At 66.0% G+C, this 26,416-nt stretch carries 22 protein-coding genes and 1 pseudogene; 12 read left to right on the top strand and 11 right to left on the bottom strand.

Annotated elements, in window-relative coordinates:
• Positions 1-8: 8 nt before the first annotated feature.
• The 4 genes from VHK65_00915 to VHK65_00900 all read right to left on the bottom strand — a co-directional run bounded on the left by VHK65_00915 (position 9) and on the right by VHK65_00900 (position 7,205).
• Positions 9-2,897 carry an ABC transporter permease gene (locus VHK65_00915; GenBank protein HVS04713.1) on the bottom strand — a complete coding sequence of 963 codons (2,889 nt, stop codon included), beginning with the start codon at positions 2,895-2,897 and terminating at the stop codon, positions 9-11.
• Positions 2,898-2,901: 4 nt separating this feature from the next.
• On the bottom strand, positions 2,902-3,651 hold the full coding sequence (locus VHK65_00910; GenBank protein ID HVS04712.1) for an ABC transporter ATP-binding protein: 750 nt from the start codon (positions 3,649-3,651) through the stop codon (positions 2,902-2,904).
• A gap of 128 nt (positions 3,652-3,779) precedes the next feature.
• On the bottom strand, positions 3,780-5,885 hold the full coding sequence (locus tag VHK65_00905; GenBank protein ID HVS04711.1) for a sensor histidine kinase: 2,106 nt from the start codon (positions 5,883-5,885) through the stop codon (positions 3,780-3,782).
• Between the two features lie 3 nt (positions 5,886-5,888).
• On the bottom strand, positions 5,889-7,205 hold the full coding sequence (locus VHK65_00900; GenBank protein ID HVS04710.1) for an adenylate/guanylate cyclase domain-containing protein: 1,317 nt from the start codon (positions 7,203-7,205) through the stop codon (positions 5,889-5,891).
• Between the two features lie 133 nt (positions 7,206-7,338).
• Between VHK65_00900 and VHK65_00895 the strand changes: the two genes are divergently transcribed.
• From VHK65_00895 to VHK65_00880, 4 genes are read left to right on the top strand one after another with little or no spacing between them, the layout of a single operon-like run.
• The gene (locus tag VHK65_00895; protein HVS04709.1) at positions 7,339-8,151 is read left to right on the top strand and encodes an MBL fold metallo-hydrolase; all 813 of its coding nucleotides are present in this window, start codon (positions 7,339-7,341) and stop codon (positions 8,149-8,151) included.
• Positions 8,144-9,568, top strand: coding sequence for an NAD(P)/FAD-dependent oxidoreductase (locus tag VHK65_00890; protein HVS04708.1), 1,425 nt, complete (start codon positions 8,144-8,146; stop codon positions 9,566-9,568). The genes VHK65_00895 and VHK65_00890 overlap by 8 nt, the downstream gene beginning before the upstream one ends.
• Positions 9,565-11,148, top strand: a complete 1,584-nt coding sequence (locus VHK65_00885; protein HVS04707.1) for an FAD-dependent oxidoreductase — start codon at positions 9,565-9,567, stop codon at positions 11,146-11,148. Before VHK65_00890 ends, VHK65_00885 begins: the two co-directional genes overlap by 4 nt.
• Before the next feature lie 48 nt (positions 11,149-11,196).
• Entirely contained in the window at positions 11,197-11,772 is a 576-nt protein-coding gene (locus VHK65_00880) for a DinB family protein (GenBank protein HVS04706.1), read from the top strand.
• Between the two features lie 64 nt (positions 11,773-11,836).
• Here VHK65_00880 and VHK65_00875 read toward each other — a convergent pair whose 3' ends face one another.
• Genes VHK65_00875 through VHK65_00865 form a run of 3 tightly spaced genes read right to left on the bottom strand, consistent with a single transcriptional unit; the run spans position 11,837 to position 14,592 of the window.
• Positions 11,837-12,880, bottom strand: coding sequence for an ABC transporter substrate-binding protein (locus VHK65_00875; protein ID HVS04705.1), 1,044 nt, complete (start codon positions 12,878-12,880; stop codon positions 11,837-11,839).
• Positions 12,881-12,896: 16 nt separating this feature from the next.
• On the bottom strand, positions 12,897-13,745 hold the full coding sequence (locus VHK65_00870) for an ABC transporter permease (GenBank protein ID HVS04704.1): 849 nt from the start codon (positions 13,743-13,745) through the stop codon (positions 12,897-12,899).
• 37 nt (positions 13,746-13,782) lie between these two features.
• Positions 13,783-14,592 carry an ABC transporter ATP-binding protein gene (locus VHK65_00865; protein HVS04703.1) on the bottom strand — a complete coding sequence of 270 codons (810 nt, stop codon included), beginning with the start codon at positions 14,590-14,592 and terminating at the stop codon, positions 13,783-13,785.
• 113 nt (positions 14,593-14,705) lie between these two features.
• Here VHK65_00865 and VHK65_00860 point away from each other — a divergent pair, with 113 nt between their 5' ends.
• Together VHK65_00860 and VHK65_00855 are read left to right on the top strand one after the other, a co-directional pair.
• The gene (locus VHK65_00860; protein ID HVS04702.1) at positions 14,706-16,313 is read left to right on the top strand and encodes a sensor histidine kinase; all 1,608 of its coding nucleotides are present in this window, start codon (positions 14,706-14,708) and stop codon (positions 16,311-16,313) included.
• Positions 16,310-17,014: a response regulator gene (locus VHK65_00855; GenBank protein ID HVS04701.1), complete on the top strand. Its 705-nt coding sequence runs from the start codon at positions 16,310-16,312 to the stop codon at positions 17,012-17,014. The genes VHK65_00860 and VHK65_00855 overlap by 4 nt, the downstream gene beginning before the upstream one ends.
• Here the strand turns inward: VHK65_00855 and VHK65_00850 are convergent.
• Positions 17,011-17,787: a LuxR C-terminal-related transcriptional regulator gene (locus tag VHK65_00850; protein HVS04700.1), complete on the bottom strand. Its 777-nt coding sequence runs from the start codon at positions 17,785-17,787 to the stop codon at positions 17,011-17,013. The two genes, VHK65_00855 and VHK65_00850, sit on opposite strands and share 4 nt — an antisense overlap.
• 113 nt (positions 17,788-17,900) lie before the next feature.
• On the opposite strand from VHK65_00850, the gene VHK65_00845 reads away from it, so the two are divergent.
• From VHK65_00845 to VHK65_00830, 4 genes are all read left to right on the top strand, one after another.
• Positions 17,901-19,109 (top strand): hypothetical protein, encoded by a 1,209-nt coding sequence (locus VHK65_00845; protein ID HVS04699.1) that lies wholly within the window; start codon positions 17,901-17,903, stop codon positions 19,107-19,109.
• A 262-nt stretch (positions 19,110-19,371) separates the two neighbouring features.
• Positions 19,372-19,560 (top strand): hypothetical protein, encoded by a 189-nt coding sequence (locus tag VHK65_00840; protein ID HVS04698.1) that lies wholly within the window; start codon positions 19,372-19,374, stop codon positions 19,558-19,560.
• A 53-nt stretch (positions 19,561-19,613) separates the two neighbouring features.
• Positions 19,614-20,648: a nitronate monooxygenase family protein gene (locus VHK65_00835; GenBank protein ID HVS04697.1), complete on the top strand. Its 1,035-nt coding sequence runs from the start codon at positions 19,614-19,616 to the stop codon at positions 20,646-20,648.
• Between the two features lie 79 nt (positions 20,649-20,727).
• On the top strand, positions 20,728-22,902 hold the full coding sequence (locus VHK65_00830; GenBank protein HVS04696.1) for a glycogen debranching N-terminal domain-containing protein: 2,175 nt from the start codon (positions 20,728-20,730) through the stop codon (positions 22,900-22,902).
• Here the strand turns inward: VHK65_00830 and VHK65_00825 are convergent.
• A pseudogene (locus tag VHK65_00825) lies at positions 22,899-23,186 on the bottom strand (MmcQ/YjbR family DNA-binding protein). The gene VHK65_00830 and the pseudogene VHK65_00825 sit on opposite strands and share 4 nt — an antisense overlap.
• 55 nt (positions 23,187-23,241) lie before the next feature.
• Entirely contained in the window at positions 23,242-23,667 is a 426-nt protein-coding gene (locus tag VHK65_00820) for a hypothetical protein (protein ID HVS04695.1), read from the bottom strand.
• Between the two features lie 94 nt (positions 23,668-23,761).
• Between VHK65_00820 and VHK65_00815 the strand changes: the two genes are divergently transcribed.
• Positions 23,762-25,147 carry a glycosyltransferase family 39 protein gene (locus tag VHK65_00815; GenBank protein HVS04694.1) on the top strand — a complete coding sequence of 462 codons (1,386 nt, stop codon included), beginning with the start codon at positions 23,762-23,764 and terminating at the stop codon, positions 25,145-25,147.
• Between the two features lies 1 nt (position 25,148).
• Here VHK65_00815 and VHK65_00810 read toward each other — a convergent pair whose 3' ends face one another.
• Positions 25,149-25,478 carry a hypothetical protein gene (locus VHK65_00810; GenBank protein ID HVS04693.1) on the bottom strand — a complete coding sequence of 110 codons (330 nt, stop codon included), beginning with the start codon at positions 25,476-25,478 and terminating at the stop codon, positions 25,149-25,151.
• A gap of 31 nt (positions 25,479-25,509) precedes the next feature.
• Here VHK65_00810 and pheA point away from each other — a divergent pair, with 31 nt between their 5' ends.
• Positions 25,510-26,415: a prephenate dehydratase gene (gene pheA / locus VHK65_00805; protein HVS04692.1), complete on the top strand. Its 906-nt coding sequence runs from the start codon at positions 25,510-25,512 to the stop codon at positions 26,413-26,415.
• Position 26,416: the final 1 nt, after the last annotated feature.

The raw sequence follows: 26,416 nt of genomic DNA, 5'->3' as shown, positions 1-26,416 counted from the left end.
CCGCTCCCCTACTCCTGCAGCCGCAGCGCCTGTGCCGGCGGCGTTCGCGCCGCCGCCAGCGCCGCACCGAACGTGGCCAGGAGCACGGCCGCGTAGATCAACGCCAGCGTGCCGGCCAGGCTCGCGAGGTCGAGGCTGAAGGGCCCGGTCGAGCTGGTGCCGTTCAGATAGACGTAACCGGCGGCGAGGCCCGTGACGATCCCAACCGCAACCCCGACGGTCGTCGTCAGGGTCGCCTCTGTCATGATCCCCGCGACCACCTCGCCACGGCGATACCCAAGCGCCCGCAGGACGCCGATGGCACGCCGTCGCTGCACCACCGCGCGGAAGGCGAGGATCGCCAGGGAAAGAATGCCGATCACCATGCCCATCCGCATGAAGAGGATCGGGACCGACGCGAAGAGTTCAAAGGAGACAGCCCGCTGCCGCAGCAGGTCGGCGATGGCGGTCACCTCGGCACCCGACGGCAGGAGCGCCTGACGCAGCTGAACGGCCAGGACGTGCGGATCCACACCCGGTTTCGCCTTGATCAGGACGGTGGTGCCAAGCGGAAGATTCCCGAACGGCGCGAGTGCCTGGGGCGAGCCGATGATCCCGTCGAGGATCGGGTCGCCGAAGTCGCCCGCAACATACCTGGTCACCAATCCTTGCGGACCGACGAAGGTGAGCCGGACATCAGTATTGAAGCGTGTCCAGAAGACCCAGCCCGGATCGTTTTGCACGCTGCGCCATGCCGCCGCATCGTTTGGAAATTGCGGCACACGGTTGGTCATGTCCCTCCCCATCGGCGGACTGCTGACCAGCTCCGGCGTCACTTCGTACAAGGACATGCGCTCCTGGTGCCAGAGGGCTGGGGTCCCCACCGGCGAGCTCACCTGCACCGGACCCAGATACGAACGGGTCGGGACGGACAGCGAGGTCGCCACCTGACCTTGGAGCGCCGCTGGCAAAACCATCGAGCGCTGGGCCGGCATGAAGATGCTGATGTCATACGGGGCGCGCGCATCGGACTGCCGCGTCTGATTCGTGAAATCGGCGATCAAGATGTTGTAGATCACGATGACCGACAGGAGCATGGCCATCGTGCCGACCGTGAGGCTCGCCCGCACCGGCCCGCGAACCAGATAGGCGAGCGCCAGTCGCAGCGTCGCGCGAAGCCGCCCTGATGCGCCTCCGGCCACGGAGGCGGCGCTCTCGAGGAGGCGCACGTTGCTGACGACGGCAAGCGACAAGCCGAGGGCGGTCACGGGAATGGCAACGAACAGCTCGAAGCCTCCCGATTGCGACGTCGAGGTCGAGTAGGAAATGGTCAGGCTGGTCAGGGCCCAGGCGGCCAGGGCCAGCCCCGCCGCGGTCAGACGAGCTCGGTCCGGGACACGGCCGCGCATGGCGAGCGCCGCAAACGTGATGAGCCCGGTGCCACCGAGGAGGCGCAGAGGCGCGCCAGGGAACTCAGGCAATGGATTGAACAATGCGATCAGCGCGACAAGCGCGACACCGAAGGTACGCAGGCGCGACGGCAGCGAACTGCGGTTGACATTCTTTGGGTCCGGCAGATCGCGGATGGCAGCCGCGATCGTCATGTCGGACCGAAGGACGGCGGCGAGAATCACGGCCGCCAGTGTGACCGCGGCGCCGGCTGTGATCGCCAGCGCCAGCGCGCTCGGTCTGACCGACAACTGAACGAGCAGGTCGCGGCCGACGGCGATACCAGCCCCGGCGCCCACACCACCGGTTCCCCGCACCGTCGCGGCGACCAACACCCAGCTGACCAGCAGCCCGGGCACGATCCCGAGCACGGCAGCAACGAGGCTGTACAGCGCACCCTCCGTGCAGAGAGCCACAATCAAGCCGAGCCGGGAAAGGCCAAGCGCGCGGAGGACAGCGAGCCGCGGGCGGCGCTCCTCGACGAGCGTGGCCATCAGGTTCACCACGAGAACGAGGCCGGCGAGTAGCACGATGATGCTCAACACCCCCGTGAAACCGCCCGTGGCATTGCCAGGATCCTGCTTCTGCCGCGCTGCGGTGATGTCCTCGGCCTTCGCTTCTCGTACCTGGAGCTGCGATGCCCCGGGTAGCCGCGTCAGCGCAGCGGCCACGGTCGGGACGAGCCTGTGGCCGGCATCCAGCTCCGGCTGGCCAGAGCCGGGCGCTGCGATGCGAATGATGTTGACCTGGTGCGTGCCGATGACGCCTGCCACCGTCTCGAGCGGCGCGAAGACCGCCGGACGTAGACCATATGAACCTGGTCCGACGGGTGCGAGAACGCCCGCCACCACGACGGCGCCGGTCATTGCCTCGCCAGTACGCTGTCCGATCGAGACGCGAAGGTGGTCGCCAACCCTGGCGCCGGTCGCCGTGGCGAGCGATTGGCCGATGAAGACCTCTGCCGCCTGCAGGTTTTCGCCGGAGGTCTCTGCCCCATCAACGAGACGAAAGCTGCCGAAGGCCGGCTGGGTCGCGGGATCGAAGCCGATCACGCGGACGAACGCGTCGCTCGACCCACGGTCTATGTTGGCAACGGAGCCAACCAGCTCAACGCCGGCCTGGACGCCAGCCGCCGATTGGCGCACCTGCGGATCGTTCGCCAGCGTTTGCGCGATCGTCGGGTCGAAGTAGCCGTTGTCGGGCGCGCTCACCGTCAGGTCGACCCGGCCCCATGACTGAAACGCTCCGGCGGTTAATGAGTCGTCGGCCGAATTCTGCATCACCTCGGAGACGAGGATGGCTCCCGACCCGATCATCAGTCCGGCCACGACTAGCGCCGACTGCCACGGCCGGCGAGTGGCTTCACGAATCGCAATCCGGGCAAACAGCGGACGGCGGAACGCGATCAGGATGAGGATCCCGTAGGCGACAACGAACAGCCCCCCGAAAAGGAGGAGGGGCCCTTTCATCGGATCAGCTGGTCGGAGCCGTCGACCGTGCTGGCTGCGGCGGCACCTCGACGCGGCCGTCCCGCATCCGCACCGTCCGCTGCGCCCTGGCCGCAACGGCCGGATTGTGCGTGACCAGCACCATGGTCTGGCCTTCTTTGTTGAGCCGGACCAACAGCTCGACGACGACCTCCGTCCCCTCGGTATCGAGGTTGCCGGTGGGCTCGTCGGCCCAGACGATGGCCGGCTGATGCACCAGCGCCCGGGCGACCGCGACTCGCTGTTGCTCACCACCCGATAGCATGTCGGGGCGGTGCTTGGCGCGGTCAGCGAGGCCGAGCGTTTCCAGCATCGCCATCGCCTGCTCGCGCGCCGGCCGCGGCCGCTGCCCGAGCAGGAGGAGCGGAATCTCTACGTTCTCGACCGCGGTCAGCACCGGCAGCAGGTTGAACGCCTGGAAGACGAAGCCCATGTGGCGCGCGCGATACCCCGTGCGGGCGTTGTCGGACAGCTTTTCCAGATCAGAGCCGTCGACCAGGATCTGGCCACCATCGATCCGCTCCAGCCCCGAGAGGCAGTTCAGGAGGGTCGTCTTGCCCGACCCCGACGGCCCCACCACGGCGACCATCTCGCCGCGGCCCACCTCGAAGTCCACGCCGCGAAGCGCCTCGACCTCGGTCCCGCTCCGGTAGACCTTGCGGACCCGGCGCGCCGTCACGATTGCCTGGTCGGGGACCTCGGCCTTCAAAACCTCAGGCTCTTCCGTTTCGATCATGTTTCCCTTCCCCTCCGGTATCGAGAGGGTAGCCGCCACCCGGCGGGTTGTCCATAGCTGGTTGGCTCATTCGTGCACCCGCATTCTGGCGCACCACGAGGGCCGCGTCGCCGGTGCCTGCCCCCAAATCAGGGGGAAGCTAGCCCTACCGGAATTCGCCCCTCGATCGTGGTCCCGCCGCCAGGCGTGCTACGGACCTCGAGCGAGCCAGCGAGCGCCTCCATTCGGTCCCTCATGTTCTGGAGGCCGGAGCCCTGGGGAACCGTCATGGCATCGAAGCCCTTGCCGTCGTCCTCGACGCGGAAGGCGAGATCGGCTTCTTCCGTCCACAGCCGCAGACGGACGCGGTGGGCCTGCGCGTACTTGGCTACGTTTTGAAGCGCTTCGAGACAGCAGAAGTACACCGCGGCCTCGGCCTCGCGCGGCTGGCGCGATACGTCGTCGACCTCCAGGTCGACGGGGACGGTGCTGCGGCGGATCTGCCCGCGCAGTGCGGCCTCGAGGCCATCCGACGCCAGGAGTGGCGGATAGATACCTCGGGCGAGGTCGCGCATGGTGTCGATGGCGGCGTCAGCGTCCTGCTTAAGCTGCGTAATCAGGGCGCGGACCTTGGTTTCGGGCTGGGCCGCCGCCTCCGCAAGCCCGAGCTTGATTTTGAGGGCCACCAGGTGCTGCTGCGCCCCGTCGTGCAGGTCGCGCTCGAGCCGACGGCGCTCCTCGTCCTGGGCCGTCACGAGGCGCTGCCGGGACGCCCGAAGGTCGTCGAGCCTTGCGAGCAGTTCCTGGTTCAGGCCAACGTTCTTCAGCACCAGGCCGGCCTGGCCGGCGAGATCCGTGACCAGCTTCTGCTCGACGTTGTTCATGGTCCCGCCTCGTTTCTTGCTGACCGCCAGGGCGCCGAGCAACTCTCCCGCGTGACTGACCGGGACGACCGTGTCGCGTTGCATGTCGGGCAGGGCGCCATTTTGCATGACCAGCGGCATGAGCGGCTCGGCCGGTTGCGGTGAAGAGGAGGCGAGCAAGAGCCGCTGCCCTGCCCGGACCCAGACCTCGGCTCGCTCCGCACCGGTGCCCTGCGCCAGGATTCGTGCCATGCGTTCGAGGATGTCTTCGTGCGAGTACGTCGCTGAGAGATGCTCACTGAACTGCGAGAGCACCTCGTAGGGCGTCGCCCGCGTCCCGTAAACGAACCGGTTGGCAAGGCGCTGAGCTCGGTGACGCAGTGGCTGGAACGCGAGCGCAATGACGGCGGTTGCGACCAATGAGAGCAAGAACCGTTGATTGCTTCCAATCAGCGCCCCGATGCCAACGACGAGCAGGACGTACACAGCTGTGATGACGGCCGCGAGTCCCCCGAACACGAGCGCCTTGTTGATGATGACGTCGATGTCATAGAGGCGGTAGCGTAAGACCGCGATCCCGATCGCCACGGGCAGGGTCGCGGCGGCCAAGGGGAGCAGCGGCGCATTCTGGAGTTGCGGGAACAACGACTGAGCGATGAAAGATCCAAGCACCAGCAAAACCGCGGCGAGCAACCATTTGATCTGCTGTCGCTCTCGTTCGTCGCCCCGGCGAAAGCGAAGGATGAGCGAGGCGGTCGCCAACACGGAAGTCGCAAAGAAGGTGACGCCAAATGGGACTTGAAGCGAGCTGTTGAGGAATCCCGCCACTGCCTTGACCCCCATCGGGTTCGGAAGCGGGGCCGTCGCCGTCGGATCGAGCGAGGCGATGACTACCAGAAGCACCGGGATCGCGGCCAGCCATAGAACGAAGAACCAGCGGCGGCTCAAGAGGGTTCCGGTCGGGAACACCAACGGGAGCACGACAAGAAGCTGCGTGAAGAGAAAGATCCAGACCACTTGACCAAGCCAGGCCACCCAGAGCGCGGCCGGTAGCAGACCAGGATGCACATAAACGGCGACGCCGACGTACAGACGAGGGACGTCGATAAAAATCGCATTCAGTGCGATTGCCAGCAACAACCATCCGATGCGGTTGGACGGACGGCGCCAGGCAAGAAGAGCGCCGACGCTGCTCATGGCGAGGATCGCTACGAAGCCGGCGACCGACGAAGCGTTCGGCCGAAATGTGGCCGGTGCGCTGCGCCAGTCGAAGCCGAAGGTGAGGAATAACTGAAACACCAGCAGAGCCATCAGCACGACCCAGAGCAAAGCTGGCACGACGAACGACCGGCGGAGCGTGGGTGTCGTGCCTCGGCGAACGGCGATCGTCATTGGTCAGGCGGGCGTCAGCGCGGCGACCCGGTAAGCCTGGACCGGCGCGTGCCGTCCTTTGACCTGGGCCAGCGGCAGGGCATCGGCGTCGACCGAGCCATCCAACGCGCGATAGGTGGCGTCGCTCAGCACCGTTTCGCCACCCTTGGCGAACTGTTGCAAACGCTGGCAGAGGTTGACGCTGTCGCCGACCACCGAATACTCGAGTCGCTCCTCCGACCCGAGGAGCGCCGCCGCCACCTGCCCCGTGGACAGGCCGATCCCGAGTTGAAATGCCGGCAGCCGCTCCCCGGCCCAGCGCGCGTTGACCTCCGCCTGCGCCTCGTGCATGGCGTGGGCGGCAGCAAGCGCTCGCTGCGCATGATCCTGTTCCGGGATCGGGGCGCCGAAGACCGCCATCACCGAATCGCCGACGAATTGCATCACGGTGCCACTCTGCGCCAGGATCGCACGATTCATCTCGGCACGATGCTCGTTGAGCTGGCGGGCCAGGACGGTTGGGTCGGCGTCCTCCGCGATCGTCGAGTAGCCCCGAATGTCCGACATCAGGACGGTGACCGTGAGGGTCTCGGTTCCGCTTATGTTGCGACCCTCGCGGCGCAGTTTCTCCGCGATCCCGGTGGGGAGAAGCCGGCTCAGGCTCTCACCCTGCTCCTCCCGGTCGACGATCGCCTGGTGCAGCAGCTTCAGCCGCCGCAGCGCGCCGGCCGCGCCGCTGCTGGCGGCCTGCGCCAGCTTGAGGAACAGCTTCTGGATCGCGTCGTCGACGTCGGCCGGCGTCGTCCCGTGGGCAACCGCGATCGCTTTCATCGGCCGACCTTCGGCGAGCTCCTGGAGCAACTCCTCTTCCTCCGATGAAAGGTCCGTACCCTGGCTCGCCGGGCGTACGAGCGCCTCGACGATCCGCGGGTCAAGCATCGAGCCGCCGGTCGTGACCGCCCGGATTGCGCGGAACAACTGGTCCCCTTCGGCGACTCGATCTTTCAGGAGGTAGGCGTAGCCGGCAGCCCCTTCGCTCAGCAGCGAGATTGCGTAATCGGGTTCGTCATATTGCGACAGCACTACGATCCCGGTCCCCGGGTGGCGCTTGCGCACCTGCTTGGCCGCCTCGATTCCTTCACGCTGGAAGGTCGGCGGCATCCGGATATCGGTCACGACCACCTGCGGCGCGGCTTGCTCGGCGCCGGCGACGAGTCCGTCGTAGTCACCGGCGACCCCCACGACCTCCATGTCCGGAGCGCTGCCGATCAACGCTCGCACCCCCTCCCGGACGATCAAGTTGTCGTCCGCTAGGAATACCGTGATCCTGGGCTCAGGCATGCCCCCCTATTTGAGCCTGCGGAGCCAGATCGGTCAAGGGAGGTAGCTACGAGGTTCCATTTCGTACTGACCACCTCTTCGCGACGGCCTGTAACCCGTACACTCCCCTTCGGTGCGTTTGTTCGTTTGCGGAGTGCGAGGTTCGACGCCATCGCCGGGGCCTGCGTTCGTGCGCTATGGAGGCAATACCTCCTGCATCGCGCTCGCCCACGATAAGCAAGCGCCAACCCTGGTGCTCGACGCCGGCACCGGCCTGCAGCGGCTGACCCCCCTGCTTGACGGTCGCCCGTTTCGAGGCTCGATCCTGCTCGGGCACCTGCACTGGGACCACACCCATGGAATCCCGTTCTTTGCCGCCGGCGACCGTCCCGACGCCGAGGTCACACTCGTGATGCCGGCGCAGGGTGATCCGGCCAATGTGCTGGCGCGGGTCATGTCGCCGCCCCACTTCCCGATAAAACCGGCGGAGCTCCGCGGCAAATGGCGCTTCCTCGGAATCCAGGAAGGCCCTCGGGCTGTCGAGGGATTCGACGTCGTCGCCCGCGAGATCCCGCATAAGGGCGGCCTGACCTATGGGTACCGGGTGACCGGCGCCGGAGCGACCATCGCCTACCTCTCGGACCACAGCCCGATCGCGTTCGGGCCCGGACCGGCCGGGCTGGGCGCCTATCATCCCGCCGCGATAGCCCTGGCACGGGGGGCGGACCTCCTGATCCATGACGCGCAGCTAACAAAGGCCCAGTTCCCGACGCTCTCGCCGTTTGGGCACTCGGCCGTGGACTACGCCGTCGGCCTTGCCGAAGCGGCCGGCGTCAAGCGGCTGCTCCTGTTTCACCATGACCCGGCGCGGACCGACGACCAGATCGATGCGATCGTCGCGGCCCATCGCGGCAATGCCATCCCGGTCGAAGCCGCCGCGGAGGGCACTGTCATCGACCTTGGCTGACGGCCAGGTCGACGCCGTCGTCATCGGGGCCGGACCGAACGGGCTCGCGGCGGCCATCGTCCTCGCTGGCGCCGGCAAGAAGGTCCGTGTGCTCGAGGCGGAAGCAACCATCGGCGGTGGTACGCGATCGGAGGCGCTGACGCTTCCCGGTTTCATTCACGACGTCTGCTCATCGGTCCTGCCGCTGGCGCACGCGTCGCCTTTTTTCCGCACGCTGCCGCTGGCGGAGCACGGGCTGACGTACGACCATCCGGCGATCCCGCTGGCCCACCCGCTCGATGATGGCTCGGCGGCAGTGCTCGATCGGTCGGTTGACGTGACGGCGAGCGGGCTGGGCGGGGACGGCGCGGCCTACCGCCGCCTGATGGAACCGATCGTCCGGCACGCAGACCTCTTAACGAGGCAGTTCCTAGGTCCCCCGCGCCCGTCGCTGCACCTGGTGACGCTGGCGCGCTTTGGCATTCCGGCGCTGCGTTCAGCGGCGGCGCTGGCCGCCAGCCGCTTCCGGACCGCGCACGCGCGCGCGCTCTTCGCGGGACTAGGGGCGCACTCGATGCTGTCGCTCCGCCGGCCCGCAACCGCGTCGTTCGGCCTGGTCCTCGCCGCGGCGGGCCATGCTTACGGGTGGCCGTTTGCCCATGGTGGCTCGCAACGCGTCGCCGACGCGCTCGTCGCCCTACTCCGAGCCCGAGGCGTGACGATCGACACTGATTGCCGCGTGGACGGCATGGCCCAGGTTTCAGGCAGTCGGGTTGTGCTATTCGACCTGACACCACGCCAGGTGCTTCCGATCGCGAGCGGCCAGTGGCCGGACGGCTTCAGCCGGCAGCTGCAACGGTTTCGCTATGGGCCGGGCGTGTTCAAGGTCGACTGGGCGCTCGAGGGCCCCATCCCCTGGCGCGCCGAGGCCTGCCGGCGGGCCGGCACCGTCCACGTTGGCGGCGCGTTCGACGAGGTGGTGGCGGCCGAGGACGCGGTGGCCGCGGGCGACGTGGCGGAGCGGCCATTCGTGATCCTCGCCCAGCCCACGATGGCCGACCCGACGCGCGCCCCGGCCGGCAAGCATGTCGGTTGGGCCTATTGCCATGTTCCCAACGGATCGACCGTCGACATGCGCGAGCGGATCGAGGCGCAGGTCGAGCGGTTCGCCCCCGGTTTCACGTCCCGGATCCTCGCTCGTCACGTCATGGGTCCGGCCGACGTCGAACGACACAACGCGAACAACGTCGGTGGCGACATCAACGGCGGCATCGCCGACCTGCGGCAGCTCTTCATCCGTCCAACGCCGCGCCTGTACGCCACACCGAACCGGCAGCTGTATCTGTGCTCGGCCTCGACGCCGCCGGGCGGCGGCGTGCACGGGATGTGCGGCTACTTCGGGGCGCGCAAAGCGCTCGAACGGGCCCGCTGGTCATGAGCCGAAAGAGGGTCCTGATCCTCGGTGGCGGTCATGCGGGCGTCCGATGCGCCCGCGAGCTGATCAAACACCGGCGGACCGGCGACGAGATCGACATCACCATCGTCAGCCGGGAGAACGTCGAGGTCTGGCATGGGTTGATGCCCCAGATCGTCTCCGGCGTGCTGCAGGCGCAGCACGTGCTCATCCCGCTCCGCGAGATCCTTCCCGGCGTCACGATCTACACGCGAGAGATCGAATCGATCGACCCGGTCAACCGGCGAGCCACGCTCAGCCTCGATGGCGAGGGGGACGAGGTGGTGCTGGACGCGGACTATCTCGTCATCGCCCTCGGTTCGGTCACCGACCTCTCGCGATTCCCTGGCTTGACCGAGCACGCGCTGCAAACCAAGACGATCGGTGACTTCATCCATCTGCGCAACCACCTGATCGAGATGCTGGAGGCGGCCAGCGTGACAACCGACGCCGCCGAGCGACAGCGACGATTGACCTTCGTGATCGCCGGCGCGGGCTACGCCGGAGTGGAGATCGCGTCCGAGGCAAATGAGTTCCTGCGAGCCTCCCTCCGCTCCTATCCGATGATCTCGCCGTCCGAGCTGCGCATCATCACGGTGGACATCCTCACTCGTGTTCTTCCCACCTTCAACGATGGGCTCGCCCAACGCGTACTCGACCGAATGCGGCAACGCGGCATCGAGCTCCGGCTCGGCGTCGGCATCAAGGACGCGACGGCGAGCGCGATCGTGCTGGCCGACGGTTCGCGGATCGAGACGCGCAGCATCATCGCCACCGTCGGCATCGGGACAAATCCCCTGGTGAGGACCATGCCGCTCGAGCTGCAGCGTGGACGCATCCCCTGCGACCCGTTCTGTCGAGTCCCGAGTTGGCCGGGTGTGTATGCCGTCGGGGACAACGCCGCGGTCCCCGACCCCGGCAGTGGCCAACCCTACGGCGCGATGGTCATGGTCGCGTTCGGCGAGGGGTCACAGGCTGCGCGCAACATCGTGGCCGATGTGCGCGGCCAGCCACTGGAGCCATGCCACCCGGCGCGCTTCGGTGAGGTGGCATTGCTTAGCCGTCGCTATGGTGTCGCGCAGGTCCGAGGGATCGCGTTGCATGGATGGCCCGCGTCGGTCGTCTCCCGCGGACTGTTCCTCTCCTTCATGCCGACCTGGCGTCGGCGGCTCGCCCTGGCGCTGCACTGGATGGGCAGCGCCGTGTTACCCGACCACCTGACGCCGCTGCCGCTCGGTCGTAGCAATACCGTCATCCCGATGCGGTTCGGCGCGGGCGAGTTGATCGTGCGCGAAGGCGACATGAGCGGGCGCTTCTACATCATCACCTCAGGCCAGGTAGAGGTCGTGCAGCAAGTCGACGGCAAGGAGCGCCTGATCCGCCGGCTCGGCCCGGGCGACCACTTCGGCGAGATCGCGCTGCTCGGCAACCGGCGACGGACGGCGACCGTGCGGACCGTGACCGACACCAGCGTGTTGAGCCTGGCCCGGCAGGATTTCGCTGCCCTGGTTGAACACCTGCCCGCGCTGCAGGATGCGCTGGGACCGCCCGACGACCTGAAGTAGTCACCACTCCTGACACCTGCTAAGTTCTTCAGTGAGCCAGACGCCAAGATGACCGGGAAAACCCTCCTCGAGCTGCAACTCACGGGTTCCTTGAACATCTTGCGGGACCGGCTGGCGTCGGTCACTGACCAGGAATGGATTGCTCGCGAGATTCCAGGAACCAGCCTGCCCGGTTTTACCTTTTGGCATGCGGCGCGGATCATCGACTGGGGCATTCACTGCGCGATTCAGGGTGTGCCCGAGGTCGCCGACCGGCCCCAATGGAGCGGGCTTCACGCGACCGAGCTCGCTTATGGGGCCGGTATCTCACAGCAGGAAGCCGACTCAGTCGCTCACTCCGTCAACCCTACAGACATGGTTGGATACATCGCTGAGGTCAGACAGGCCGCGCTGGGCTGGTTCGGGGATCTGAGCGACCAAGACCTGGACCGCGCGCCCGACCTCGAGGCCCACCAGCGGGTCAAGCCCCGCTATCTGACGCCTGAGGTCTGGAGCGAGGTGAGGGATCTCGCCGGACTTCCAACCTGGCAGATCCTCGCCCGCCCGTGTGTTTCACATATTCGGGTCCACGCCGGCGAGATTGATATCGTGCTTCAAAGCCTGCGGGCGAAAAAGACCGAGTAGGCGCCTCACCCGTCCCCTCCCCCCTTGTGGGGGGGAGGGTCGGGGTGGGGGTCGTCAACGCGAGTTAGCTCGCCTTGTTGGCGAATTCGTTCGTGAACGTCTCCGGGAGGTTGGCGTTCTTGCCCTTGAAGCTCGAGACAAAGTTCTGCTCGATACTCAAGACGGTCTGCGGCCCGGCGGCCGGCATCTTGCAGTCGGTCCCGAAGATGGACAGCTGGTTCTGGAGCGCCGACACATACAGGTCCTTGCTCGGAACTAGGTAGTCGGCCGGCATCTTGTCGGCGATCTCGGCCGCCGTGTGGGCCTTCATCCACTTCAGCGTCTTCACGTAGACGTTGACCAACCGCTGGGCGACGTCCTTGTGGCTGTTCACCCAGTCGTTTTTGGCGAAGATGCCGATGAATGGGTAGTCACCGCCAAGGGCCGCGCGGGTCGTCTCAGGCGTGCGGAGGTCGATCAGAACCTTCGCGTCGCCACTCTGCAGCAGCCGGGTGATGGTCGGCTCGGTCGTCATGCCGGCATCGATCTGACCGTTCTTGATGGCCGCGATGAACGTGTTGCCTGCGCCGACCGCCACGAAGGTTGCGTCGGATCCCTTGTAGCCGGCCTTCCCGAGGAGCGCCAGGCTGATCGTGTGTGTACCCGAGCCGATGTCGGTGACCCCCAGCTTTTTCCCCTTGAGGTCCGCGGCCGACTTGATGGAGCCGGCCTTGCTGCTCGCGACCATCTCCGCCTCACCCGGCGCGATGCCGAACTGGCAGATCGTCTCGATCTTTTTCCCCAGGGCGTTGAGCTCGATCGGATGGCTGTACGCGCCCGAGCCCGCGTCGACGTTGCCGGCGACGACCTCGAGCTCGGTCCCCTGTCCGGACCCCTCGTCCACCAGGGTGATGTTGATCTTCTGCTCGTCGAAGTAGCCGAGTTGCTTAGCGAGCATGTTCGGCAGATAAATCTGTTTGTTGAGTCCGCCGACCATCATCTTGAGGTCGACCGGCGTCATCGCGGCGGGCGAGCTGCCTCCGCCGGCGTTGTTCGCCGAACTTCCGCAGGCGCCGAGGACAACCATCGCCCCCGCCGCCAGAAACGCTTTACGACTGAGTCCGTGCATTGATCGTTTCTCCTCCCTAAATCGGTATTTCGCCGCTGACACGACTGGGTCGCCACTTGATGAGCCGGTTTTCGAGCGCGCTGATGAGCCCCTCCGCAATGAGCGCGAGGACAGCCAGCACGAACATGCCCGCGAACACGCCATTGACGTCGAAGGTGTGTCCGGCGTTGTAGATGAGTTGGCCGAGGCCCGCGGTTGCGCCGAACAGTTCCCCGACCACGGCGCCGACGATGGCGAGGCCGAAACTGATGTGGAGGCTGGCGAGAATCCAGGACAGGGCCGACGGGATGATGATCTCGGTCGTCAGGCGGCGGTTGTTGGCCCCGAGGATCCGTGCATTCGCGATCAGGTTGCGGTCCACCTCACGCACGCCCTGGAAGGCGTTGAAGAAGACGACGAAGAACACGAGCACCACGGCCGTCGCCGCTTTGCCCCAGAGTGACAAACCGAACATGATGGCGAAGAGTGAGCCGAGAACGACACGCGGGATGGCGTTCGCGGCCTTGATGAAGGGCGAGAGCGTTTCCGCCAGAAGCTCGATGCGGCCCAGCAGGATGCCGAAGACCACGCCCAGCGCCGAGCCGATGATGAAGCCCACGACCGCTTCCTCCATCGTCACGGCGGCCTGCAGCCAGAGCGGCCCCAGGGCTGTTCCGTCGGTGATCCAGGTCCACAACCGCTGCACCACGCCCGATGGCATGCCGACAAAGAAGGGGTCCACCCAGTTAAGGCGGGTCGATAGCTCCCAGCTGCCGATCCAGACCACCGCGAACGCCAGGCGCAGCGTGTAGACGATCACGCGCCGGCGGCGCGCGGCCCGTGCCCGGCGTGCCGTCAGCTCGGCATCGATCGGATTCGCCTCCACCGCTTGCAGAGGCGGGTTCGGGTTGGATCCGACCACGCTAGACCGCGGCAGCGTGCTTCTGACGCTCATAACTCACCAACACCTCGTCGCGCAGCTGACTCCAGATCGCCTCGTAGATCTGGGTGAATCGCGGCTGAAAGCGAATCTCGGCGACGTTCCTCGGCCGGGGCAGGTCGACCTCATAAGTACCCTTGACCGTTCCCGGACCGGCGGTGATAACAACCACCCGATCGGCGAGCGCAATCGCTTCCTCCAGGTCATGCGTAACGAAAACCACTGACGCCGACGTCGATGACCAGAGGGACAGCAGTTCGTTCTCCATCAGGCTCCGCGTCTGGACATCGAGGGCGGAGAACGGCTCGTCCATGAGTAGGATGCGTGGACCATTGATCAGGCTTTGCGCCAGACCAACCCGCTTGCGCATGCCGCCGGACAGCTGGTGCGGGTAGCGATCCTCGAAGCCGGCAAGCCCAACGCGAGTGATCCACTCCCTCGCCCGGACCCGGGCGTCGCGGCCCGCTGCACCGTGGTAACGGGGACCGGCCGCGACGTTCTCCAGGACGGTCTTCCAGGGGAAGACGGCATCGCTCTGAAAGACGTAACCGACGCCCTCGGTGATGCCCTTGACCGGGCGGCCCTCGACCCGAACCTCGCCGGCGCTGGCCAGCTCGAGGCCGGAAATCAGCGCCAGCGTCGTCGACTTCCCACAGCCGGTCGGCCCGACCACGGCGCAGAACTCGCCCGGCGCCACGTCCAGCGTCAGGTCGCGCAACGCCGTGTAGATGCCCCCTTTGGGCGTGGCGAAGCGCTTCGTGACGCCACGCAGCTCGATCGCCGGCCCGGCCATTGCCGCTACCGTAAATGGGCCGGACGGCCGCTGAATAGCCTTGCGGAGTTTGCGACCGTTGTGGTCGTTATGGTCGCTGCCGGCACTCGTGACGACGGGATACGATGAGGTCGGTGCGCCGACCTCGCCTCAGCCTGGCGTCGCAGATCCTCGTCTTCCAGCTCGCGATCGTACTGGGAGCGCTGATTATTGGCGCCGCCGCGTCTTACCTCAACGAAAGCCGGCAGCTCGATCAGCGCTACGAGCAGCGCTCGCTCACCATCGCGCAATCGGTAGCCGGCATGCCATCCGTGGGCGACGGACTCCGCGACTCGGATCCGTCCCGAACCCTACAGCCGCTCGCTGAGGGGATCCGTAAGGCGTCGGGCGCAAGCTTCGTCGTGATCGCCGGCGTGAATGGGGTCCGCTACTCCCACCCGAATTCGGCATTGATCGGCAAGCCGATCGATGAGGACTTCCGCACCGTCCTCGCCGGAAAGCCATGGAAGGGTGTCGAGCAGGGCACCCTCGGCCCGTCAGCGCGCGGAAAGGCACCGATCTTCGACGGGCAGGGCCGCGTCATCGGAATCGTGTCGGTCGGCTTCACCGAAGGAACACTTTCGCAGCAGCTCGCGGCTATGCTTCCGCAGCTTGTCCTGTACATGCTCGTGGCCCTCGCCCTCGGCGTCGCCGGATCAATCTTTCTTGCGCAGCGGCTCAAGCGGCAGACCTTCGGCCTGGAGCCGGGCGAGATCGCGGCGCTCCTCGAACAACGCGAGGCGAGCCTGCATGGGATCCGCGAAGGAACCGTCGCGACCGATATCGAAGGCCGCATCACGCTGATCAACGACGAGGCACGCCGACTGCTCCGGCTGTCCGCGGACAGCCAGGGACGGCCGCTCACGGAGGTTCTGCCTCCGGGGCGAGTCCGCGAACTGCTGACCGGTGAGATCACCGGCGCCGACGAGGTGGTGCTCGCCGCCGACCGTGTGCTGGTGGTGAGCAGGATGCCGGTCGTGGTGCGCGGGCGCACGATCGGACATGTCGCGACCTTCCGGGATCGCACCGAGCTCGAGAACCTGCTGCGCGAGCTGGACAATGCGCGCAGCGTGAGCGAGGCGTTGCGCGCACAGGCGCACGACTTCTCCAATCGGCTGCACACCATCGCGGGGATGATCGAGCTCGGACGCCAGGAGGAAGCGATCCAGCTGACGACCGAATCATCGAGCGTGTCGCAGGAACTCACCGAGTCGTTGCTCGAGCGGGTGGGCGACCCGGTGCTCGGCGCGCTCTTGCTCGGAAAGTCTGCCGTGGCCGCCGAGCGCGGCATCCAATTTCGGCTGTCGCCCGAGAGCCGCCTCGACGGCGACGCTGGTCACCCGCGCGACTTGATCACGGTGGTCGGAAACCTGATCGACAACGCGCTGGACGCGGCCGCCACCTCGTCGAACGGTGGCGCGCGCTGGGTTGAAGTCTCGATCCACAAGGCCGACGGCGACGTCGTGATCCAGGTGCACGATTCCGGCCCTGGGATCGGACCGGCTCACCTAGGGCAGATCTTCTCCGAGGGCTACACGACAAAGGTGGCGGATCCCGGCTCGCGCCGCGGACTCGGCCTCGCTCTCGTGCAGCAGGTCGCCGCGCGTCGCGGCGGTGAGGTCACCGTCGTCAACCAGGGTGGCGCCCTGTTTACCGTCCGACTGCCCCTTTTCACAAAACCGGTATCGGTGGCAACGCCTTGATCCGGACCCTGATCGTCGATGACGACTTCCGGGTAGCCGCCCTGCACCGCGCCTACGTCGAGAAGATGCCGGGCTTCACCGTCGTTGGGGAGGCCGGAACGGGTGGCGATGCGTTGCGACTGATCACACAAGTCAAACCCGACCTCGTCCTGCTCGACATCTATCTGCCAGACATCTCGGGACTGGACGTGATGCGCACCATCCGCGAAGGCGGCGCGTCTCGCGTCGACGTGATCGCCATTACGGCCGCCCGCGACGTGGAGAGTCTGCGGGCCGCGATGCACGGCGGTGTCGTCCACTACCTGATCAAGCCGTTTCGATTCGCCGCTCTCGAGGAGAAGCTGCGCAGCTACGCCGCGATGCACCAGCGGCTCAAGCAACTCTCAGAGGCGGATCAGCACGCGGTCGACACGCTTTACACGATCCTCAGGCACGGCGGCGGCGGCGAGACGCTGCCCAAGGGCCTCTCGCGACCGACGCTTGACCTGGTCACTCGCATCCTGCAGGAGGCCGGGCGCGACCTGGCGGCGGTCGAGGTTGCCGACGTCGCCAGCCTCAGCCGCGTCACCGCTCGGCGCTATCTCGACCACCTGGTGCAGTCGGGCCGGGTGGAAGTCGTGATGCGCTACGGATCACCCGGGCGGCCCGAGCACCGCTATCACCTGGTCGCGGCCGGCTCGATGGCCCGACCGACGCCCTAGGAGGCCTGGCCCAACTTCATCGCGGCCGCCGTCCTCGTGCGGACGCCGAGCTTGTCATAGACGTGCTCGAGGTGCTTTTGCACGGTCCGCGGGCTGACCAAGAGGCGGCCGGCGATCTGCGGGTTCGTCTTGCCGCCCGCGACGAGCACGAGGATCTCGTGTTCTCGCGTCGTCAGCGAGGCGAGGACGGTGGCCGATTCGGCCCAGATCGCTCGCTCAGCGGCTTCGGCGCGCTCTTGGAGTGTGCCTCGTTCGGCGATATTCCGGTACGCCTGCACCAGGTGCGGCCGCAATAGGTCGAGCACTGATCGGTCACGCTCCGAGAAATCTCGCCGGGCACGATTGAGGGCAATACCGATGACCAGGGCGTTTGCGGAGGGGATCGTCACGGCCATCTGATAGCTGACCGCGACATCGCGAAAGAATTCCTGGTACAGGTCGAGCCGCCGGAATTCCGCGAGGCTGAGAAAGTCGGAAATCTTTCGGGGCCGGCTGTCGCGGATGCGCGCGTAGTGGTTGATCAAGGGATGCTGGTGGGCAAGCCGCTCGAAGGTCTGGAGCTGGGTAGCACCGATGGCACCGGCAGGCTCCTGGACCATAAAGGCGCGCCGACGCCGCGTATCGATCTCGTTGTAGGTCAGCAGGTCGCTTTCGATGAGGCGGCCGATGCCGGCCATCGCCCGATGCGGAAAGTCGTCCATACGCTCGATCTCATGGATTTCGCGTACGACGTTCAGCACCGACTGATAGTCCGACGGTCCCAACCGCTCCAAGGCCCTCTCCTGGCAGGCAGCATACGCCTTGTGGCGTATTGACGCCACGGATCGTCCAGCGTAGACAGGCTGGGGGCGACGGTAGGTGGTGCCCAGGGCACCGAGGAGGGAACATGCGTCTACGAGCGCTGGCCGGGATCGCCGGCCTATCAACCGTGATCTGGATGGGGGTCCCTGTGACCGCGTCAGCAGCGTCGGCGCAGACTTTCACCATCGGCGTCGACCATGCTGATCCGGCGAACCAGCAACTCGATTCCAACGGGCGCTCCACCGCGCCCCCCGGCGTGCAGCCGAAGGTCTTCGAGTACACCGACTTCTTCACGAGGTCCATCAAGGTCCATCAGGGCGATACCGTGGATTTCCACTTCGCCATCCCCGACCACCTGATCCAGGTGGCGTCGAACGAAGCTGCGGCCCGGCAGGCGTTGCCGCTGTTCACACCTGACGAGGTCACCGCCGTCGAAGGAAACGCGCTCGGTTCGGGCGGACCGAAAATCGTGCTCGGGCCCGCGGTTTTTCTGGGCTTCGGCGGCACGCCATCCTGTGGCCAAACGGCGAAGACCCACTGTGTCTTCATTGGCACAGCCCCATCGGATCCCGGCTTTGTCGCGAAGTCGCCGGACTGGTTCATCCAAATCGATGCCGCGCCCGGAACATATACCTACTTCTGTCACCTTCATCCGGGAATGCGCGGCACGCTCAACGTCGTGCGGGGCAATCGCGACATTCAATCTCAGAGTCAGATCGACCGCCTGGCGGCGGTGCAGTTCCGTCGCGCTCAGCGCGAGGCCGTCGCGCTGTATAACGAGGCCAACCAGGTCGAGGCAGAGCAACACGATTCGGGGCCCACGGTGTACAACGTCCACGTTGGCGTCACCAGCCGCGATCGGCACATCGCGATCCACGACATGCTGCCCTCGAACCTCAGCCTCAAGCCCGGCGACATGGTGCGCTATCAGTGGCAGACGAACGTCATTCACACGGTAGAGTTCGCACCGGTCTCGCCGTTCGGCGTTGATTGTGAGACGAGTTATGCGCCGCTGTCCGGCCCGGACCAGCAGCCAATCTGCCCGTCCGGTGCACCCGAGCCCGAGCCAGGCATTTTCCCGGTGGAACTCATCGGCGATCCGGGAAGCCAGGTCTCCGGCGCGCTGCTCGCGGACACCACCGACTCCGGCTTGATCGTTGGCTCCAGCTACGCCCAGTACTACGGCGCACTGGGCGCCGATCACTGGTCGGTCAAGGCCGGCGCCCTGGGCGCGCACCAATATTTCTGCGCCATCCACGACTGGATGACCGGCACGATCACGGTCGGTAGCTAACGGTCTGGGAGCCCGGGCCCCGCGTTGGGCCCGGGCCCGCGCCCCGCGACCAAGCTCAGCAATAACGTGCCGGCGTGAACTCGACGCGTTGACACACACGGTCCAGACGTGGTGTGGATAAGGAATCGGGAAGCTCCCAAACGATGCCTGCCCCTACTCGCGTCCCTTTCCGGATGACTTCCGGGAATGCCCTACGTTCGAGCGCGTTAAATCGACGTCGGACCAGGTCGGCGATCATTCGGCGGTCACCGGCGGCTCCTGCGTGAATCTCACGGTTGGAATGTTCTGGGACGAGCTAAGGCACCGCTATGCCAGGTGCCAATTGGGCGACAGCGCGGCCAGGCTCGCGCTCCTCAAGACGCAGATCGTCGACAGCGAGTCCTACGTCAACACGCATGCGGATTTCAACGACATGAACCTCGCGCCTCCGCCGATTATGCCGCCGCGCTAGCCTAGGCTGAGCGGTGTCCGGTCCGGCAAGCCGGGCGGCAAGGAGGGAATTCGATGAAGACGAAGCTGTGCGAGCGCCTTGGCATCGAGCACCCGATTCTTTCGGTGGGCTTTGGCGCCGGTGCCGGGCCAGAGCTGGTTGCGGCCGTGTCGAACGCCGGTGCCTTCGGCGTGTTGGGCGGCGGGGCTCGCTATCCACTCCCCTACCTGCGCGAACAGATCCAGCGGGTGCGAGCCCTGACAGCGAAGCCATTCGGTGTCAACGTCATCCTCGAACAGATTGAAGAAGGCCCGATCGAGACATGCATCGATGAGCGCGTCCCGCTGCTTGTCTTCTTCTGGGGTGATCCTCGACCGTACGTCGTGCCGGCCCACAGAAATGGCGTGAAGGTGGCCATCCAGGTCGGCTCGGTCCAAGAGGCGGCCGCGGCGGCCGACGCGGGCGTCGATTTCGTGATCGCCCAGGGTGTCGAAGCCGGTGGCCATGTGCGAGGCACGACGGCACTCTCCGTCCTTGTTCCCGCCGTTGTCGACGCGATCGCCCCGGTTCCGGTGGTTGCATCCGGCGGTATCGCCGACGGACGGGGTTTGGTCGCGGCGCTGGCCCTTGGCGCGCAGGGCGTTTCGCTGGGCACCCGATTCGTCGCCAGCGTCGAGGCCTTCGTCCCGCAAATCTACAAAGAGGGAATCGTGACCGGACGGGCGGAAGACACCATCTACAGCGAGGACCTATTCGACGTCGGTTGGAAGGACGCCCCACACCGGGTCCTGCGTAATGCCATCGTGCGCGAATGGGAGGCGGCGGGAAGGCCGCGGAGCGGATATCGCCCCGGCGAAGGGAAGATCGTGGGGAGCATCACGCGCGCCGGCAAGACCTGGGAGGTTCCACGCTACGGAGCCGTCATGCCCAGTACCAATTTCACTGGCGATCTCGAAGCCATCGCCTGGTGGGCCGGCCAGTCGGTCAGCCTCGTACACGACATCAAACCGGCGGGCCAGATCGTGCGCGATATCGTCCGCGAAGCCGAGGAGGTCATCGACCGCCTGGCGCGTATTCGCATGGCCCCGCAGGCGATCCCGGCTCGGTGACGGCGCAGGCAGACAACGGGTGACGACGCGTGGAAGTGGCGTTGACGCCAACCTCCAGCTACGCTAGGAGACACCGCAGATGCCGGTCACCCACGGCTTGCCGACGATCACCATCAACCACGACCACCAGTTCATGGTCTCCGACCCCAACGCCACGCTGGATCCGACTGGCGCCTTCGGCTTCTTCGCCCGCGATACCCGTTTCGTGTCCAGCTACTCCGTCACGATCAACGGGCGGGTCCCGCTCCTGCTCGACGCCAGCACGATCGATCACTTTTCGGTGCGCCACGAGTTCACCACCCCGGAACTTCCGCTGGCCGGCACGCAGAATGGCGCCGAACACGACATCGTCCTCAAAGAACGGGCGATCGGCTTCCGCCTCGATCGCACGATCTTCGAAGGGGTCCACGAGGACTACGACCTGGTCAGTTACGCGGCGCATCCGGTCCGCCTGATCCTGGAAGTCGCCATCGAGTCGGACTTCGCCGACATCTTCGACGTGCGGCGAAAGCGGCTGGTGCGCCGCGGCGACCTGCAGAGTTCGTGGCACGAGAAAGCCGGTGAGTTGCGCACGACCTACACCAACGGCTCGTTCAAGCGCGAGCTGCATGTCTGTGTCGAACGGGAAGACTCGCACCCCGAGTTCGCCAATGGCCGGATGCAGTTCGTCATCAACCTCGCACCGAAGCAGACCTGGCACACCTGCATCGAGTGGCTGCCCGTCATCGGTGGGAAGCGCGCCCGGGTGCTGCCCTGCCGTGCCATCCAGAACCGCGACCCGGAGATGGCCACCGGCGTGCTGCCGGCGGTCGCCGTCGCCGCCACCGGCCACGCGACGCTGCCCCGCATCTGGCGTCAAGCCGTCGCCGACATGGAGGCACTCCGGATGTCGGATTTCGCGGTGCGCCGCGGCGTCTACATTCCCGCGGCCGGCATCCCCTGGTACGTGACGCTCTTCGGTCGTGACTCACTGGTGGTCGCGATGGAAAGCATCAGCGGCTTTCCCGAGTTCGCCTTCGGCGCCCTCGATCGGCTGTCGCGGGTGCAGGCGACCGATGACAATCCCACGCAGGACAAAGAACCAGGCAAGATCCCGCACGAGCTGCGCTATGGGGAACTGGCCAGCCTCGGCCTCCTTCCCTTCACGCCTTACTACGGCACGGCGGATGCCACGCTCCTGTTCCTGATCGTTTTCTCCTATGCCTACCAATGGTCGGGCGACAAGGAGATCCTCAACCGCTACCGGCCGAATGCCGAGGCCGCGCTCAAATGGATGCTCGAGTACGGCGACCGTGACGGCGATGGCTTCCAGGAATACAAGACACGCTCGCCGGTCGGCTTCTATAACCAGGGATGGAAAGACTCGCACGACAGCATCCAGCACGAGGACGGCACGATTGCCCCGCTACCGATTGCGTTGTGCGAGCTCCAGGGCTACGCCTTCGACGCGCTGCTGCGCATGTCGGAGGCCTATCAGATCTGGGGCGACGACGCACGGTCCGCGGAGCTGCGACAACGTGCCATCCGCCTCTTTGAAGAGTTCAACGAGCGGTTCTGGTGGGAGGAAGAGGGCACCTATTACCTGGGCCTCGACGGTGAGAAACGGCCCATCCGATCGGTGGCGTCGAACGCGGGGCACTGCCTCGCCAGCGGCATCGTCCCACCCGATCGTGCCAACCGCGTTGTCGACCGCCTGATGCAGCCCGATATGTGGAGCGGCTGGGGCATCCGCACGCTCTCGATGAAGCATCCCTCCTACAATCCCAACTCCTATCACCTGGGATCGGTCTGGCCGCACGACAACGCCACGATCGCCGGCGGATTTCGACGTGCCGGCCGGCACACCGAGGCGCACCAGATCGCGGAGGGCATCTTCGCCGCCGCCGAGCGCTTCGAACACTACAGCCTGCCGGAGCTGTGGGCGGGGGTTGCGCGCGAGCCGGGAGCCTATCCGGTCCCCTATCTCGGGACCAACGTGCCCCAAGCTTGGGCGGCCGCCGCGATCTTTCGACTGGTCGCCGTCCTCTGTGGGATTCATACCGCCGGCAACGCGAAGGTCATCTATGTGAATCCCGACTTACCCGACTGGCTGCCCGACCTGACGCTGACCAATCTGCGCGCCGGTAAAGGTGCCGCCCAGCTGCGGTTGAAACGCGACGAGGTCGACGTCCTGAGCAATACGACGGGATTCGAGATCGTCCACGGTCGAATGCCACGACCGCCGCTCCAGGAAACGCCGCTAGCGCGGACCTAGCCCAGTTTTTTGACCAGGCTCGCCGGCGCGACCGCACGATAGCTCTCTGCGATCCAATCCCGGAACATGTCCACCGGGATCGCGGAGCCCTTCGGAAACCGTACCGAAACCCAGCCGCTCCGACCAAGGCGATAGCGGGTCGGGAAGGTGAACGGCAAACCGAGCGCGGCCTCTGAGGATTCTGGCAGCTTGACCGTCAAGTACAGCTTCTCCCCGTCCTCGCTGAGAAAGGCAAAGATCTTGCCGCGGACTTTGATCGTCCGCTCGCCCCCGGGCCCGTCGGCCCACGCGAGCGGCGCTTCAGTGCCATGCGAGCGTTTGAGACGTTCGGGATGAGGACTACGACGCGGGCATCAGCCTGATATCCGGCTCCAACCACTGCCGCCTCGCGTCATCGCTGGCCATGCGCTCCCGCGACCAGTGACGGAACGGCAGGTTCTTGTCGAGGAGGTGCGGTTCAGCGGCCAGCAGGTCGTCAAAGGACAGCGTCGGGTGACGGGTGATTCCCATGCCGACCACGCGCACCCAGAAGCGCGTCATTGTCTCGTGGTAGCGGTCGGCATGCCCGTGGTGGGCGGCGAATCGCCGGATCGCCCCGGCGACGGTATCGGCTGCTCGATCGAGTTCCAGCCGGCGGATTTGGATCCAGGCCAGCCGAAGGTGGTCGCGATGATGGAAGTCCTGATTGGCGATCTTTCCTGCCTCGAACGCGGCGAGGAACTGTTCGTCGGCCGCCGTGACGCCCGTTTGTCCCTCTGAGTCCATCAAGCAATTATCGCTGTGCTAGCTTGGCACCATCAAGGCAAGCCCACCCTGGACGGCCCTGCTCCTGCTGGTCGCTGCCAAGGTGGGGGTGACGATGGCGGTCGCGGACCGCTACGGCTGGCACCGAGACGAGCTTTACTACCTGGCGTCGAGCCAGCATCTCGCCCTCGGCTACGTCGACTACCCGCCAATCACCCCATTGCTGGCGAGGCTCGACCAGGCGATCTTCCCGGGTTTGCTGCCGGCGCTACGGTTGCTCACTGTGCTGGCCGGCGCCGGGATCATCGTCGTCGCGGCCCTCATTGCCCGCGAGCTTGGCGGCAATCGGCTGGCGCAGACGCTCGCGGCGCTGGCCGTGTTGATCTCGCCGATGTTCGTCGGGGCCAACATCCTCTACCAGACGGTCAGCTTCGACGAGCTCGTCTGGGCAGTCGTGTGCCTGCTCTTCGTCCGGTTGCTCCGCGGAGCCGACCCGAGGGAGTGGCTGCTGCTCGGAGTGGTGTTCGGCGTCGGCCTGGAGACGAAGTACACCGTGATCGGCCTCGGCATCGCCATGCTGGTCGGACTCCTCGCCACAAAGGCCCGCTGGCATCTTGCGAGCCGCTGGCCGTGGCTTGGCTTCGGCATCGCCATCCTTCTCCTGGTGCCGAACCTCGTCTGGCAGGTTGGGCATCACTGGGACAGCGTCGCGTATACGATCCACCACCGTGGGGCCACCGACGGTCCCATCGCCTACGTCCTGCAGCAACTCCTGCTTGCCGGTCCGCAGCTCCTCCCTCCCATCGTCATGGGTGTGTGGTGGCTCTGGCGCGACGAACGCCTCAAGGCGGCCGCGGTCACGATCATTGCCGTCGAGCTGTTCTTCTTCCTCGTCGGCGGAAAGGCCTACTATCCCGCGCCGATTTATCCGCTCGCCTACGCGGCGGGGGCCATCTGGTTCGTCGAGGCGGTGCGCCATCGCTGGATCCGCCGCGTCGCGGTGTCGGTCGCCGTGGCGATCACGCTCGTCCTCCTGCCCATTGGGTTGCCGATCCTGCCTGCGAAGGCCATGGCCGACTCGGGCATCTGGAAGGCGCGAAAAGATTTTGCCGACATGTACGGCTGGCCCGACCTGGTCGAACAGGTGACCACCGTCTACCAGCGGCTGCCGTTATCCGACCGCAGTTCGGTGATGATCCTGGCGAGCAACTACGGCGAGGCCGGCGCGCTCGATTTCTACGGGCACGGCCTGCCGCCGGTGGTGTCGGCACACCTTACCTACTATTACTGGGCGCCGGCGCACATGGCGCCGTCGACCGTCATCGTGGTCGGCTATCCACGGGGATACCTGGCGACGCTCTTTGGCGACATCCAGCAGGCCGGCACCATCACGAACTCTTACGGACTGCGTAACGAGGAATACGGAAAGGCGATCTGGATCTGTCGCAGCCCGCTGGTTCCGCTCGACCAGGCCTGGCCGCGCCTGAAAGCCCTCGATTAGCTCAACCCACGGAGTGGATCAGATCTCCTCCAAAAACCAGGGGGCCTTCCGGTTGAAACTCGTCGGCCAGCCGATCGAACTCCTGGAAGTCGGGGTCCGAGTCATGTTCGTGGTGCTCCGCCATGCTGGGAACCTCGACGACGATGACGTATTTGACAACAGACTTGCGTTCGTCCGAACCGAACTGTGATCGGAAAAACCGGGCACTGATGAACTTGCCCCGTTTGTGATAGTCGCGCCACCGCGGCAGCTGACGTTCGACGAACAACTTTTCATACTCGGCCGCTTGCTTCGCTCGCACGTGGATCACGATGACATTGACCTGGCTCATGAATAGATCCTAGGTTCGATAGAGTTGCGAGATCGCCAGCGATCTCACGATCGGCTACCAGGGGGAACCGGGCGCCTATTCCGAAGAGGCGCTCCACGCCACCTTCCCCACCGCGAAGCCTCAGGCGTTTCGAACGCTGCGGCATGCCTTCCACCGGGTTGCCGACCAGTCGGTGGACTTCGCGTTGGTCCCGGTCGAGAACTCGCAGGGGGGCAGCGTGCTCGAGACCTACGACCTCCTGCTCGAGTACCGCGCGCTCGTGGTCGCGGAGGTGGCCCTCCAGGTCGACCACTGCCTCCTGGCAATGCCAGGCGCCGAGCGCGGCCGGATCAACCGCGTCCTGTCACATCCGCAGGCACTGGCGCAGTGCGAGGCCTTCATCGTGCGAGAACATCTCGAACCCATCCCTGCCTATGACACGGCCGGGGCCGCGAAGCAGATTCAACGGGAGGGCCGCAAGGACCAGGCGGCGATCGCCGGGCGTCGCGCCGCCGAGCTGTACGGATTGGAAATCATGGCGGAGCGGATCCAGACGGTGCAGGAGAACATCACCCGCTTCTTCCTCATTACCCGGCGGGGTCCGCGCCGGCCCAAGCCACCGCGCATCAAGCGCCCGCGCCACGGGAAGAAGACCTCCGTGGTCTGCGCCGTCGCCAACGAGCCTGGTGCTCTCTTTCGCTTGCTCGCTTGTTTTGCCAACACGGGCGTCAATCTCACCAAGCTGGAGTCACGGCCGCGCCGCGACCCGCCGTGGGAGTACCTCTTTTACCTCGACCTGGACGGCGGCCGATCCGAGAAGCATGTCGCGGAGTCGCTGCGGGCGGCGCGGCACGCTACCACGTTCTTGCAGGTGATGGGGACCTACACCCGAGCCCTCCCACCGGCCGCCCCGCCGAAACGCCGTAGCCGAAAGCGACGCTCGCCCGCCGAACCGTAAA

Source organism: Candidatus Dormiibacterota bacterium, assembly GCA_035544955.1.
Lineage (GTDB): Bacteria > Chloroflexota > Dormibacteria > CF-121 > CF-121 > CF-13.
The sequence above is the reverse complement of the archived record's forward strand: the minus strand, read 5'-3'. Positions and strand labels throughout refer to the sequence as shown.

Excerpts from the sequence above, each read along its gene's own strand:
- VHK65_00915 (HVS04713.1), bottom strand. The coding sequence starts at position 2,897 with ATGAAAGGGCCCCTCCTCCTTTTCGGGGGGCTGTTCGTTGTCGCCTAC.
- VHK65_00910 (HVS04712.1), bottom strand. The coding sequence starts at position 3,651 with ATGATCGAAACGGAAGAGCCTGAGGTTTTGAAGGCCGAGGTCCCCGAC.
- VHK65_00905 (HVS04711.1), bottom strand. The coding sequence starts at position 5,885 with ATGACGATCGCCGTTCGCCGAGGCACGACACCCACGCTCCGCCGGTCG.
- VHK65_00900 (HVS04710.1), bottom strand. The coding sequence starts at position 7,205 with ATGCCTGAGCCCAGGATCACGGTATTCCTAGCGGACGACAACTTGATC.
- VHK65_00885 (HVS04707.1), top strand. The coding sequence starts at position 9,565 with ATGAGCCGAAAGAGGGTCCTGATCCTCGGTGGCGGTCATGCGGGCGTC.
- VHK65_00880 (HVS04706.1), top strand. The coding sequence starts at position 11,197 with ATGACCGGGAAAACCCTCCTCGAGCTGCAACTCACGGGTTCCTTGAAC.
- VHK65_00875 (HVS04705.1), bottom strand. The coding sequence starts at position 12,880 with ATGCACGGACTCAGTCGTAAAGCGTTTCTGGCGGCGGGGGCGATGGTT.
- VHK65_00865 (HVS04703.1), bottom strand. The coding sequence starts at position 14,592 with ATGGCCGGGCCGGCGATCGAGCTGCGTGGCGTCACGAAGCGCTTCGCC.
- VHK65_00845 (HVS04699.1), top strand. The coding sequence starts at position 17,901 with ATGCGTCTACGAGCGCTGGCCGGGATCGCCGGCCTATCAACCGTGATC.
- VHK65_00835 (HVS04697.1), top strand. The coding sequence starts at position 19,614 with ATGAAGACGAAGCTGTGCGAGCGCCTTGGCATCGAGCACCCGATTCTT.
- VHK65_00830 (HVS04696.1), top strand. The coding sequence starts at position 20,728 with ATGCCGGTCACCCACGGCTTGCCGACGATCACCATCAACCACGACCAC.
- VHK65_00820 (HVS04695.1), bottom strand. The coding sequence starts at position 23,667 with ATGGACTCAGAGGGACAAACGGGCGTCACGGCGGCCGACGAACAGTTC.
- VHK65_00815 (HVS04694.1), top strand. The coding sequence starts at position 23,762 with ATGGCGGTCGCGGACCGCTACGGCTGGCACCGAGACGAGCTTTACTAC.
- VHK65_00810 (HVS04693.1), bottom strand. The coding sequence starts at position 25,478 with ATGAGCCAGGTCAATGTCATCGTGATCCACGTGCGAGCGAAGCAAGCG.